Origin of the sequence: Kiloniella sp., from assembly GCF_965205715.1 — a bacterium.
Taxonomy (GTDB): domain Bacteria; phylum Pseudomonadota; class Alphaproteobacteria; order Kiloniellales; family Kiloniellaceae; genus Kiloniella.
This window is the reverse complement of sequence record NZ_CBDBHW010000013.1, coordinates 279,839-292,596: the sequence shown is the minus strand read 5'-3', so window position 1 is coordinate 292,596 and position 12,758 is coordinate 279,839. Positions and strand designations below refer to the sequence as shown.

At 47.8% G+C, this 12,758-nt stretch carries 13 protein-coding genes; all 13 read left to right on the top strand.

The features are described 5' to 3' along the window. The first annotated feature begins 20 nt into the window (after positions 1–20). Positions 21–1,712 (top strand): 30S ribosomal protein S1, encoded by a 1,692-nt coding sequence (gene rpsA, locus ACOGW3_RS12565; RefSeq protein WP_419903287.1) that lies wholly within the window; start codon positions 21–23, stop codon positions 1,710–1,712. 262 nt (positions 1,713–1,974) lie between these two features. After that, positions 1,975–2,268, top strand: coding sequence for an integration host factor subunit beta (ihfB, locus tag ACOGW3_RS12560; RefSeq protein ID WP_419903286.1), 294 nt, complete (start codon positions 1,975–1,977; stop codon positions 2,266–2,268). 30 nt (positions 2,269–2,298) lie between these two features. Further along, on the top strand, positions 2,299–2,631 hold the full coding sequence (locus tag ACOGW3_RS12555; protein WP_419903285.1) for a LapA family protein: 333 nt from the start codon (positions 2,299–2,301) through the stop codon (positions 2,629–2,631). A 152-nt stretch (positions 2,632–2,783) separates the two neighbouring features. Continuing rightward, positions 2,784–3,728: an ornithine cyclodeaminase family protein gene (locus ACOGW3_RS12550; RefSeq protein ID WP_419903284.1), complete on the top strand. Its 945-nt coding sequence runs from the start codon at positions 2,784–2,786 to the stop codon at positions 3,726–3,728. Positions 3,729–3,888: 160 nt separating this feature from the next. After that, positions 3,889–4,599, top strand: coding sequence for an orotidine-5'-phosphate decarboxylase (gene pyrF / locus ACOGW3_RS12545; protein ID WP_419903283.1), 711 nt, complete (start codon positions 3,889–3,891; stop codon positions 4,597–4,599). Between the two features lie 26 nt (positions 4,600–4,625). Next, positions 4,626–5,558 (top strand): hypothetical protein, encoded by a 933-nt coding sequence (locus ACOGW3_RS12540; RefSeq protein ID WP_419903282.1) that lies wholly within the window; start codon positions 4,626–4,628, stop codon positions 5,556–5,558. A 151-nt stretch (positions 5,559–5,709) separates the two neighbouring features. Beyond that, complete coding sequence (locus tag ACOGW3_RS12535) at positions 5,710–6,648, top strand: hypothetical protein (RefSeq protein WP_419903281.1); 939 nt, start codon at positions 5,710–5,712, stop codon at positions 6,646–6,648. Between the two features lie 77 nt (positions 6,649–6,725). After that, positions 6,726–7,373: a phosphoribosylanthranilate isomerase gene (locus ACOGW3_RS12530; RefSeq protein ID WP_419903280.1), complete on the top strand. Its 648-nt coding sequence runs from the start codon at positions 6,726–6,728 to the stop codon at positions 7,371–7,373. Then, complete coding sequence (locus ACOGW3_RS12525; RefSeq protein WP_419903279.1) at positions 7,373–8,278, top strand: phosphatase PAP2 family protein; 906 nt, start codon at positions 7,373–7,375, stop codon at positions 8,276–8,278. The genes ACOGW3_RS12530 and ACOGW3_RS12525 overlap by 1 nt, the downstream gene beginning before the upstream one ends. Positions 8,279–8,365: 87 nt before the next feature. Further along, entirely contained in the window at positions 8,366–9,577 is a 1,212-nt protein-coding gene (trpB, locus tag ACOGW3_RS12520; protein WP_419903278.1) for a tryptophan synthase subunit beta, read from the top strand. 14 nt (positions 9,578–9,591) lie between these two features. Next, positions 9,592–10,422, top strand: coding sequence for a tryptophan synthase subunit alpha (trpA, locus tag ACOGW3_RS12515; protein WP_419903277.1), 831 nt, complete (start codon positions 9,592–9,594; stop codon positions 10,420–10,422). Between the two features lie 26 nt (positions 10,423–10,448). After that, positions 10,449–11,381, top strand: a complete 933-nt coding sequence (gene accD / locus ACOGW3_RS12510; protein ID WP_419903276.1) for an acetyl-CoA carboxylase, carboxyltransferase subunit beta — start codon at positions 10,449–10,451, stop codon at positions 11,379–11,381. A 52-nt stretch (positions 11,382–11,433) separates the two neighbouring features. After that, complete coding sequence (locus ACOGW3_RS12505) at positions 11,434–12,720, top strand: bifunctional folylpolyglutamate synthase/dihydrofolate synthase (protein ID WP_419903275.1); 1,287 nt, start codon at positions 11,434–11,436, stop codon at positions 12,718–12,720. The last annotated feature ends 38 nt before the right edge of the window (positions 12,721–12,758 follow it).

Genomic DNA, 12,758 nt, shown 5'->3' with positions numbered 1-12,758 from the left:
TTTGAAAGGAAATATTAACCATGGCTGAAGCAGCTGTTGAAAGCTTTGCCGATCTTCTAGACGAGTCCCTTGGTCAATCCGATCGTCTTGAAGGTAACGTACTTAAAGGTACAATCGTTGCCATCGAAGGCGACGTTGCCCTTATTGATGTAGGCCTCAAATCTGAAGGCCGAGTTCCACTTAGAGAATTTGCTGACGCTGGTCAGGCTCCCGAAATGAAAATCGGGGATACTGTTGAAGTTTATCTTGAGCGCATGGAAAGCAAAAACGGGGACGTAATGATCTCCCGTGATAAAGCTAAGCGCGAAGAAGCTTGGACACAGCTCGAAAAATCCTTTGGCGACAACGAGCGCGTTAACGGCGTTATCTTTGGTCGTGTTAAAGGTGGTTTCACTGTTGATCTTTCCGGCGCCGTGGCATTCTTGCCAGGCAGCCAGGTTGACATCCGCCCAGTACGTGACGTTTCCCCATTGATGGGCAACGCTCAACCGTTCCAGATCCTGAAAATGGATCGCGCACGTGGCAACATCGTTGTTTCACGTCGTGCCGTTCTCGAAGAGACACGTGCAGAACAGCGTTCAGAGTTGATCCAGAACCTTACTGAAGGTCAGGTTCTTCAGGGTGTTGTTAAAAACATCACTGATTACGGTGCCTTCGTTGATCTCGGCGGCGTTGACGGTCTGTTGCACGTTACCGATATCTCTTGGAAGCGTATCAACCACCCAAGCGAAAAACTGACTATTGGCCAGCAGGTCGACGTTCAGGTTATCCGCTTCAACGCAGAAACACAGCGTATCAGCCTCGGCATGAAACAGCTTGAAACCGATCCATGGGATGGCGTTGCTGCTAAATACCCAGTTGGTGCCAAGCTTGAAGGCCGCGTTACCAATATCACTGACTACGGTGCCTTTGTTGAGCTCGAAGCTGGTATTGAAGGTCTGGTTCACGTTTCTGAAATGTCTTGGACTAAGAAAAACATCCACCCTGGCAAAATCGTTTCTACGAGCCAGGAAGTTGCCGTTATGGTTCTGGATGTTGACGAATCCAAACGTCGTATCAGCCTTGGCCTGAAACAGTGTTCTTCCAACCCTTGGGAGTCATTCCAGGCTAACCACCCTGCCGAATCCGAGCTTGATGGCGAAATCAAAAACATCACCGAATTCGGTCTGTTTGTTGGTCTTCCAGGCGAAATCGACGGCATGGTTCACCTTTCAGATCTGAACTGGGAACTTTCCGGTGACGAAGCTGTTAAAGAATACACTAAAGGTGACATGGTTAAGGTTAAAGTTCTCGACGTTGACGTTGATAAAGAACGCATTAGCCTCGGCATCAAACAGCTTAGCGCAGATCCATTCGCTGGTTCTGTTGAAGGTCTGAAAAAAGGTGTTGTTGTAACTTGTACTATTACTTCTGTTACAGATAACGCTCTTGAAGTTCAGATCGCTGATGGTGCTACTGGCACAATCCGTAAAACTGAGCTTTCTCGTGAGCGCAGTGAACAGCGTACTGATCGTTTCGCTGTGGGCGAAAAAATCGATGCTCGTATCACGAACATCGATGCAAAATCCCGCAGAATCACTCTTTCTGTTAAACAGCATGAAGCTGCTGAAGAGAAACAGGCGATGGCTGATTACGGTTCAACAGACTCCGGTGCTAGCCTCGGCGATATTCTCGGCGAAGCTCTTTCCAAAGCTGCTGAAGACAAAAAATAAACCGATCTTTTCGGTTAATAAAGAAGGCCCGGGGTTCATTCCCCGGGCCTTTTTTTGTTTTATATTCGACTTTTCACACGGAAATGCTTTATTCTTAATGGGTTAGACTTGACGGATTTTTCGGGCTCTGGCACCCTTTAGGGGAACAGGACTTAAATTACGGCAACAAAACCTAAAAAGTTACAAATACAAGCCGGGGACACCGAGAGAACTGAAGGGGTATTTCATTATCTCGGAAAACAGCTACAGGGAGACGTAAGGCATGACCAAGTCAGAGCTCATACAGCATATCGCAGAGCAAAACCCACACCTCTATCACCGAGATGTCGAAAGAATCGTTACGACGATCTTTGATGAAATCTCCAATGCGCTGGCAGAGGGCAATCGGGTTGAACTCCGTGGCTTTGGAGCTTTTTCCGTCAAGCACCGTGATGCCCGAGTTGGCAGAAACCCTCGTACCGGCGAATCTGTAGAAGTTGATTCGAAACACATTCCGTTCTTCAAGACTGGTAAACAGCTCCGGGAACGCCTAAATAACGGCGTAGATACTGAATAACACCGATTTAACTAAAGATGGTTTGAGTAATTGAAACGTTTTAGCTGGGTACTTACAGCACCAATAACGCTGGCCATACTCGTTTTGGCAGTTAATAACCGTCATGACGTGACGTTGGAAGTATGGCCATTTGGTATCCAGTTAGACTACCCACTCTATCTTATTATCCTGATTTCTATTGGTGTGGGCGTTTTTATTGGCGCTCTCATTGCCTGGCTCTCAAGTGGGAAGACCCGTAAAAAGGCTCGACAAGCGGAATGGCAGGCTCTCGATCTGCAACGAGAACTCGCCTGGGAGCGGGGAGAGAACCAAAAGGAACGGGAAAAGAGCCAATCCCGTGGGCAAAACGTTACTTCTGCATAACCAGGCAAATGAAGATAACAAGCATTACTTCTATTCCACGGATCAAATTAACCCAATTCTAACAAAATAATTAATTCTTTTGCCAAGCCCATCTTTTGAAGATTACTATTGTATACAATATCCAAATTTAGTTTTCATCTTAGGATTCTCACGTGCAAAACATTACCGCAGAGCAAGTGGCTCAAGCTTTAGATTACCCTTCTCTTGTCGATGCTTTGAGAGAAGCCTTTAAAAGCAACATCACAGTGCCCATGCGACACCATCACGACATGGAACAGCCAGGAGGCCGTCGAGAGTCCACCCTGCTTTTAATGCCGGCATGGGAATCAGGAAAAGCTGTTGGTGTAAAACTTGTCACTGTGAGTCCGGAAAATGGTGAGAAGAACCTCCCCGCAATCCAGGGCATCTATATCTTGTTCGACGGTGAAACCGGGACACCCAAAGCCTTTATAGAGGCAAAAGCCCTTACGGCACGCCGCACAGCTGCGGCATCAGCTCTCGCGGCCTCCTACCTGGCAAGATCCAACAGTCAAAAACTAACAATGGTTGGTACGGGTGTCCTCGCTCCCAGCCTTATTCAAGCGCACTCAGCCGTTCGCCCCATAAAGGAAGTCACAATCTGGGGCCGTGACCTGGATAAAGCCATTGCCCTGGCTCAAGAGATCACCGCTTCCGGCACCCCTGCGCAAGCCACAGAAAACTTGGAAGCCGCTGTTATATCGGCCGATATAATTTCCTGCGCAACCCTGAGCCAACAACCCCTTGTGAAAGGCGCATGGCTACAGCCGGGACAACACCTCGATCTTGTCGGGGCCTACCGTCCGGATATGCGCGAAGCAGACGATGACGCAATCCGGTACTCCAGTGTATTCGTCGACACTCGTCCCGGCGCGACCAAAGAAGGCGGTGATATTGTTATCCCCTTGTCCACAGGCGTACTGGATCTTGCTGATATCAAGGCCGACTTGTTTGACTTGACCAGTGGACAACATATCGGGCGATCCAGTGAAGAAGAAATCACCTATTTTAAATCAGTGGGTCACGCCCTCGAGGATCTCGCAGCAGCACAGCTCGTCGATCAGCGGGTTAATGGATAACCTGCTGCGGATGTTTAAAAGCACCAGCAATCCAGCTATTCTGATAAGCTGAATAATTAATTCGCTCGTTTACAATTAAACTCAACAAACAGGGGTGACCAATGCGATCACCTCTGTTAGGAATGGGCTCCGATACAACTCTGACTAGGAGATCGGCACCATGACCCCCAAAGAACGCATTTTTGTCCCTATCGACACCCCAGACATTAATCGAGCAACAGAACTTGCTCAGTTATTATCCGGCGAAGTTGGCGGGATTAAAATCGGCAAAGAACTTTTCACAGCTCAAGGTCCTCATGCCGTCAGGGGTGCCGTTGGTGGGGAACCTCTCTTTGTCGACCTCAAGTTTCATGATATCCCCAACACCGTTGCTGGTGCTATTCGTTCATCCCTTCACATGCGCCCCTTTATGGTCAATGTTCACGCCTCTGGCGGTAAGGCCATGATGCAAGCAGCAGTTGAGGCGGCACGGGAAACTTCAGAGGATCTTGGCATTCCTCGCCCTATCGTTCTCGCCGTAACCGTCCTCACCAGCCTGGATGATCAGGATCTTGATGATGTCGGCCAAAAAGGCCCTGCCGCTGAACAGGTCAAACGACTGGCCTTGCTCGCCCAAGAAAGCGGGATGGACGGTGTTGTCTGCTCTTCTTTGGAGATTGAACTCTTACGGGAAGCTTGTGGGCCAGACTTTAAACTGGTCGTCCCAGGCATTCGCCCCACCTGGGCTGCTGCGGGAGATCAAAAGCGGATCATGACACCAAGAGACGCTGTTGCAGCAGGAGCTGACTACCTCGTAATTGGTCGCCCGATTACTGGGGCAGATGATCCCGTTGCTGCAGCACGTCGTATCGTCGAAGAATTAGAAGCGTAAGTTAAGAGTTAGGAATCTACAGGGCTATGGTATCAAGTTTACCTCCAGAACAATCCGTTAGAGATTTACCAATCAAAACAGTTTGTCTGATTGCGTTGAAGACCATAACAGGCAATCTCCCAGCATTGGTGCAAATGGCCCTGTTCCCCTTCTTTCTGTCTGCGCTAATCACAGCACTTTCCATTCAAACATTAGACAGTCCATCTCTAAGCTTGCTGTTTGGTATTCTATCTTATGTTCCCCATACACTGTTTGCTGTAGCCTGGCATCGCCGTACCCTACTCGATTTGCAGCAAACAGAAACGACATCTATCACCGCATGGGGCCAAAACCACTGGGGTTTCTTGTTCCATATCATACTGCTTCTTGCGATTTATTTCGGGATCACTTTGATCGGCAGCATCCCGATTTCTATAGTGCAGTCCGCAATGCCTCCCCTTGGACCTTTCCTAAACTTGGCCATCTTCATAGCAACTCTCTATGTTATCGCGAGAGTTTCTTTTGTACTTCCCGCGAATGCTGTTGGAGAAAAATATTCACTCAAAGATAGCTGGAAGCATACTGAAAAACAGGGCTGGAGGTTACTCGGCGCTTTCTTTCTACTGACTATCCCCTTCTTTACCGTAATCTTCTTCATCATAGCCCTCGTGGGGAACAGCCTTCTCCCAGAGTTCGCTCTGACACCAGGTAGCGAAGAAAATATTGAACTCGTAGCCGAACAACTAGCAGCCTACTTCAACGAAAATTTAGGGGCATTTTCGATTATATATGCTGTCTTTTTGGCACTTACCTACCTGCCAACTGCAGCCGTAATTTCCATGCTCTCAATTGCCTTTAAAGGCTGCACAGGCTGGGTGCCCGCAGAGGACATTTCGGATGAAGATGCCGACGAAGATACTCATGAAGATACCCAAAAACATACTGGGACAAACGCGGAGAGTTCAGAAAAGGAAGATTAACTGGAGCGATTTTTAAGCTTTTAAATGTTCGCATAAAATGCATATGGCACAAAAATTAGTATTAATAGTTGCAACCCACCTTAATACTTGAATATCTTTGCCCCTCACCACTGCACGCTCGCTACCTGCAGTGTTTTTACAGGGGGATAATTTGTCAATACAATCAGATATACACCAAACAGAGAGTTCAATTACTATTGGAGAAGCAATTAGTGAAGCTTTTTCACCACTTTTCTCAAACATAAAAACTGCCTTCAAATTTACAGTACTGCCTGCATTATCATTCACGTTAATTTTTGCCCTGGCCTTCTATTATATCTCGAATTACGTCTCTACGTTCCTAGCCAATCAAGGTTCAACACAACCTGATTTCACCCTATCTATGGGATTAAGCATATTTGCGGTCTTTTTGATTTCGGGTTTAATTTCAATCCAGTTTTACACCGCTTGGATACGTTTCCTCCACAAAGGGGAAACCTCATTTACCTCGACCCTAATTTTCAATTTGAAAACAAGGCATTTAGTAATACTCGGCAAGGGACTTCTATTGAGCATCGCACTCAATATACTCATGCTTATTTTTAACCTTGCAGTATCGTCGTTACTGTTTTTTACGCCCGCAATTTTGTCTGTACTTATAACGATTGTATTAGCCGTATTAATTTCGGTGCTATTCCTTAGATTCTCGTATGTTTTTCCAGCAGCAGCACTCGGCCAGCCATACAGCTTCCTCTCCAGTTGGGAACACACAAAGAATCAATGGTTACGCCTTTTTATCTCCTTTTTTATTTTGAGCCTAATTTTCATAGTCATCATGTTCGGTTTTAACATTCTAATTTCACTGGCATTTTCGATACTGGGCGGAATGTTCACATTGTTTGATTTTTCAGCTGAATCATTGGCGCAGTCCGAGAACCCAATGGAGATCCTAACCTCCCCATTATTTTTGGCATCAATTATCCCGATGTATTTCGTTATTATTATGATCTCAATGGTCTCTTATATCCCCTTTTTCAACATGCATAATTACTGTTTTCGGAAGAATACAGGATGGCAACAGGATGATGAAATAGCTGATCGTTTTTCATAACCAAACTTCTTAGGCTTGGTCCTAAACACAATCTGAGTTAGGTATAGATAAGATTTAATACATGGGTGGACATTACCTTGGGAACAGAAGTCAAAATTTGCGGTATAAACAGCCATGAAGCACTCCAATCAGCGCAACTATCTGGCGCCGATTACCTGGGGTTTGTCTTCTTTCCCAAAAGCCCGCGTCATGTCAGCATCGAGCAAGCAAGCGCCCTTACGCGACAAGTGAAGCCTGGCGTAAAAAAGGTTGGCCTGCTTGTTGATGCTAGTGATGACGAAATCAGACAAATTCTCGCTCAAATTCCGCTGGACATACTACAACTTCATGGCGGGGAGCCCCTTGAGCGCGTGGCAGAAATAAAGCGTACTTTTGGCTTAGAGGTGATGAAGGTTGTCAAAATATCCGATAAAAAAGACTTCGAGAACATACCCCCGTTTGAAGAGATCGCTGATCGACTCCTTTTTGATGCCAAGCCGCCGAAGGGACTAAAAAATGCTCTACCGGGTGGCAATGCCGTTTCATTTGACTGGCGGTTGCTTTCCGGGAAAAGCTGGAGCCGCCCATGGATGCTTGCCGGCGGCCTCACCTGTGACAACATCAAAGAAGCCATAAATATATCTGGAGCACCTGCAGTTGATGTTTCATCAGGTGTAGAAGATGAACCCGGTGTAAAGTCAGCTGATAAAATTGCCCTTTTCGCTTCTCTGGCGAAAAATGTCTAATGCCAGAAGCTCTTTTGGAAATGTTATCACCCGGATTTATCAACGCGCTTTCGCATTTTGGTGAAATCCAACTGTTCCTGGTCGCGACTGTTTGCATATACTGGATCATCTGCCCGCGTCTGGGGACACGCCTGTGGTTTGCTCTTTGCCTATCGAGTTCGATACAACAGATGTTAAAAATGGCAATTCACCAGCCGCGCCCCTATTGGGTGGAGCCTGGACTTACGGCCATTGAAAAAAGTACGTCTTACGGCATGCCCTCTGGCCATGCACAAACACCACCGGTATTTTATGGTCTCCTTGCCAAATCGTCTCGGCGTTACTGGGCATATGGGTTGGCGGCACTTATCGTTGTCATCACAGGGTGGACTCGGATCGTTGGTAACGTACACAGCCCCGCTCAGGTTTATACGGGTTGGACAATCGGTGTCGGATTACTCATCGCGATCATCTTGCTGGAAAAACCAGCCACAAAGTGGTGGCATCAATCCACTAAACAAAAACGCATTATCGGGTCTTTTCTTTTTTCAATCCTTCTAATGGTTATAGGATTGTTTGCCGCGAGTATTGCCGCAGAACAGACCGTTCTCGATGAGTGGATCCGCAATGCCGGCCATTCCATCAAACCCGTAAAGGCAGACAATGTCGTCATTGTTCCAGGGCTGATGTTTGGCTGGTTACTTGGTCTTGCCCTGCTTGATGGTAACCACCCGCCCAAATCCATAAAAAAGCTCAAGCTGGCACTGCGCCCCCTGATAGGTCTACCGCCCATTGTATTACTGCTAGAGATCGCACCGGGTAAAGGTCTCGACCTTATTCTTATCCTTACATTTATTACGGGTGTTACAGCAGGACTATGGTGTAGTTACGGAGCGCCGCGTATTTTCAAAATATTGAAGATCTGAGCCCTGCATCCCTTGCAGGAACACAGGTTTTCAGGCAAAGTCCGCCCAAGGTTGATCTCAGTGATCGAATAAGGTTGTAGAGTAGATATGAAAACACCCAATTCCTACATGAACGGTCCGGACGAACGCGGACATTTTGGTATCTTTGGCGGACGTTTTGTTGCCGAAACACTTATGCCTCTTATCCTCGAGGTAGAAAAAGCATACAACGCAGCCAAGGCTGATCCTTCTTTTCAGAAAGATTACGACTACTACGCCAAACACTATGTTGGTCGTCCAAGTCCGCTCTATTTTGCAGAGCGTCTAACCGAAAAATGTGGTGGTGCAAAAATCTACTTCAAACGTGATGAACTCAATCACACAGGATCACACAAAGCCAATAATGTTCTCGGCCAGATTCTTTTGGCTAAGCGCATGGGCAAAAAACGTATCATCGCAGAAACGGGCGCCGGGCAGCACGGCGTTGCAACAGCAACCTTTTGTGCTCTGTTCGATCTACCTTGTGTTGTTTATATGGGCGCGACCGATATCGCGCGCCAAGCACCAAATGTATTCCGTATGAAGCTCCTCGGCGCAGAAGTTATTTCTGTTGAAAGCGGGACTGGCACTTTGAAAGATGCCATGAACGATGCCTTGCGTGATTGGGTCGCAAACGTCGAAGAAACCTTCTATATCATTGGAACAGCTGCTGGACCGCACCCTTATCCGGTGATGGTTCGCGACTTTCAATCGATCATTGGCCGCGAAGCCAAAGAGCAAATGCTTGAAGCCGAAGGACGCCTTCCAGATCAACTCGTCGCCTGTATCGGTGGCGGTTCCAACGCCATTGGACTATTCCACCCGTTCCTTGATGACAAAGATGTCGCCATTACAGGTGTCGAAGCTGCCGGCCACGGCGTATCAACGGATAAACACGCAGCCTCACTAACCGGGGGAAAACCTGGTGTTCTTCACGGCAACCGGACATTCTTGTTGCAAGACGACGATGGCCAAATTCTGGATGCACACTCAATTTCTGCAGGCTTGGACTATCCGGGCATTGGACCAGAGCATTCATGGCTCCACGATATCGGCCGGGTTAATTACGCCTCCGCAACCGATACTGAAGCGCTAGAGGCTTTCCAGCTGCTATCAAAAATCGAAGGTATCATTCCGGCTCTTGAGCCCGCCCATGCCTTGGCACACGTGCTTAAAGTTGCACCTAAGATGGATAAAGACAAAATCCTTCTGATGAACCTTTGTGGTCGCGGAGATAAAGACATATTTACTGTTGCCGACGCTCTCGGCGTATCGATTTGAGTGGGGAACAGCAAATGAGCCAAACCAGACTAGAAAAACGTTTTGCCGATCTTAAAGCCGAAGGTCGTGGTGGATTTGTTACATTTTTAACCGCAGGCGATCCTGATTTAGAAACCAGTCTTGAAATTGTAAAAGGCCTGCCAGCTGCAGGTGCTGATGTAATTGAACTCGGCATGCCCTTTTCGGATCCGATGGCAGATGGTCCCGCGATCCAGGCTTCCAGCCTTCGTGCTCTGCATCAGGGTATGACACTAAAAAAGACACTTGAGCTTGTCAGATCTTTTCGCGAAGATAACCAGGACACACCTATTATCCTGATGGGATATTACAACCCTATCTACATATACGGCGTTGATGCATTCTTGAAAGATTGCAAAGAAGTTGGTGTCGACGGTTTTATTATCGTCGACCTTCCTCCCGAGCACGATGACGAGTTCTGTATTCCAGCTCTTGAGCAGGGATTACACTTCATTCGCTTGACCACACCAACAACAGTTGGTGAAAGATTGCCGAAAGTACTTAACAACACCAGTGGATTTGTATATTACGTGTCCATTCTTGGGATCACGGGCACTGCCGCTGCATCACAAGACAACATCAGAGACTCTGTTGCTCGTATAAAAGCTGAAACCGATCTGCCTGTAGCAGTTGGTTTTGGTATCCGAACTCCGGAACAGGCAGCAAGTGTTGCACAAGTTGCTGATGCTTCAGTTGTAGGCTCGGCAATTATTGATAAACTAAAAGATAATCTGGATGAGAACAACCGGCCGAAACCGGGTCTCAGCCAAGCTGTGCTGGAATACGTACGTACACTTTCCGAAGGTGTACGTGGCGCCCGCACGTAGATATTTGACCAACAAGGCAGATTAGAATGAACTGGATTTCCAACTACGTTCGCCCGAAAATCCGTGCACTAGTACAGAAAGACACCCCAGACGATCTCTGGGTGAAGTCACCTGCGACTGGGCAGATGATTTTCAAGAAAGAGCTGGAAAAGAACCTTTGGGTTTGTCCCTATAGTGGCCACCACATGCGGATTTCGGCGCGTAAACGCCTTGAGACCCTCTTCGATGATGGTGAGTTTACCTTGGTTGAACTGCCAAAAACCATTACTGACCCCCTCAAATTTAAAGATTTGAAGCGTTATACAGACCGGATAAAAGACGCCAATGCCAAAAATGAAGACAAGGAAGCTATCCTTGTTGCACGTGGCACCATGGGCGGGATGCAAACGGTAGTAGCGGTGTTCAACTTCTCCTATATGGGTGGTTCCATGGGAACGGCCGTTGGTGAAGGCCTTCTTACTGCCGCACGCTTAGCTGTCTTGCAAAAAGCGCCTCTTCTGGTCATTCCAGCCTCTGGTGGCGCACGTATGCAAGAGGGCATCCTATCCCTTATGCAGATGCCGCGTTCCATCATCGCCGTTGATATGGTCAAAGATGCCGGGCTTCCTTACGTTGTCCTGCTTACAGATCCAACCACAGGTGGCGTGTCAGCTTCCTTTGCCATGCTAGGTGATATCGCGATTGCAGAACCGCAGGCCAACATCGGCTTTGCTGGTAAGCGAGTAATCGAAGAAACGATCCGTGAAAAGCTTCCTGAAGGGTTCCAAACTGCTGAATACCTGCTGGAACATGGGATGGTGGACATGGTGGTTCATCGCCATGACATGCGTGAGACACTGATTCGTGTATTCAACCTGCTAACTCAAAAGGGACCTGCTGCTGACGTATTACCGCTGCCAGAAAACCTTGAAAAAGTAGATGGGGAAATATCAGATACGCCAGTAGACGTAGACGCCTGATAGATCACCAGAAGTATTTGTGGCTTTAAAAACCAGGTAAAGATAAATGACCATGCGCCGTAGCGATGTTGTGCTTGAGCGCCTAAGCCTCTTGCACCCGAAGATCATTGACCTTTCTCTCGGACGTGTTGAACGGCTGTTGGCACTTTTTGATCACCCCGAAGAAAAATTACCCCCTGTGATCCATGTTGCAGGAACAAATGGTAAGGGTTCTTTTCTCGCATATGTTCGGGCGATCCTTGAGGCACACGACAAAAGAGTTCACCTCTACACATCTCCGCACCTGGTAAAATTTCATGAGCGCATTCGCCTCGCAGGAGAGCTGATCAGCGAAGATGATTTGGTTTCTTTGCTGGAAGAATGTGAGAAGGTCAATGGTCCTGAGTCCATAACCTTCTTTGAAGTGACCACCGTCGCTGCATTGATCGCTTATAGCCGTGTACCTGCTGATGCGCTTTTGCTTGAAACTGGTCTTGGCGGTCGTTTGGATGCCACCAATGTTGTTGCACAACCCGCACTAACGGCTATTACGCCCATTTCCGTAGATCACACTCAGTTTCTGGGCGATGCGATTGAGGGAATAGCAGCAGAAAAAGCCGGGATTCTAAAACCGGGTGTTCCCTGTGTTGTCGGCAAACAGACAAACGAAGTCCTCGCGGTCATAGAAGCCCGTGCAAAAGAAATTGGCACTGAGCTTTATATAGAAGGCCGTGACTGGTCGATTGAGGTTGAAGAGGATAGCTTCCTCTTTACAGGCCGTAACGGCACCATACAATACCCGCGGCCAAACCTGCTCGGTGCACACCAAGTTGAGAACGCCGCCCTAGCCATTGCCGCTACGGATATTCTGGCCAGCCAGTTTTCTCTCGCTGAAGATAAAATTAAAATTGGCCTTACCCAGGCTGCGTGGCCCGGGAGAATGCAAAAGCTAAACTCTGGACGCCTTCCTGACTTACTCCCAAGTAACCCTTGGGAGCTTTGGCTGGATGGAGGTCACAACGAATCAGCTGGTCTTGCGCTTGCAAAAATCCTGGAGACTTGGCAGGACAAACCTGTTCACATCGTCTATGGCATGCTGAACACGAAGGCAGCTTCCGACTATCTCCGACCTTTGGCTCCTTTGGGGTCTAGCCTACGCGCTATAGAGATTCCTTTTGAGCCCGCCTCTCTCAGTGCAGAAGACGCTGCAGGCCATGCCAACGAAGCAGGCTTTACAGCCATTGCCTGTCCTTCAGCAGAACAGGCCGTAGAAGAGATCCTCGCCCAAGAAAAACCCGGACGAATTCTAATTTGCGGTTCCCTCTATTTGGCTGGCCATATTCTCTCTGAAAGCAATTAAAGCTTCTCGCGTCTGAGATAATAATCCTTAACTCTATG

Coding starts and splice junctions, on each gene's coding strand:
- ACOGW3_RS12505 (WP_419903275.1), top strand. CDS start 11,434: ATGCGCCGTAGCGATGTTGTGCTTGAGCGCCTAAGCCTCTTGCACCCG.
- rpsA (WP_419903287.1), top strand. CDS start 21: ATGGCTGAAGCAGCTGTTGAAAGCTTTGCCGATCTTCTAGACGAGTCC.
- ACOGW3_RS12540 (WP_419903282.1), top strand. CDS start 4,626: ATGGTATCAAGTTTACCTCCAGAACAATCCGTTAGAGATTTACCAATC.
- ihfB (WP_419903286.1), top strand. CDS start 1,975: ATGACCAAGTCAGAGCTCATACAGCATATCGCAGAGCAAAACCCACAC.
- trpA (WP_419903277.1), top strand. CDS start 9,592: ATGAGCCAAACCAGACTAGAAAAACGTTTTGCCGATCTTAAAGCCGAA.
- trpB (WP_419903278.1), top strand. CDS start 8,366: ATGAAAACACCCAATTCCTACATGAACGGTCCGGACGAACGCGGACAT.
- accD (WP_419903276.1), top strand. CDS start 10,449: ATGAACTGGATTTCCAACTACGTTCGCCCGAAAATCCGTGCACTAGTA.
- ACOGW3_RS12525 (WP_419903279.1), top strand. CDS start 7,373: ATGCCAGAAGCTCTTTTGGAAATGTTATCACCCGGATTTATCAACGCG.
- pyrF (WP_419903283.1), top strand. CDS start 3,889: ATGACCCCCAAAGAACGCATTTTTGTCCCTATCGACACCCCAGACATT.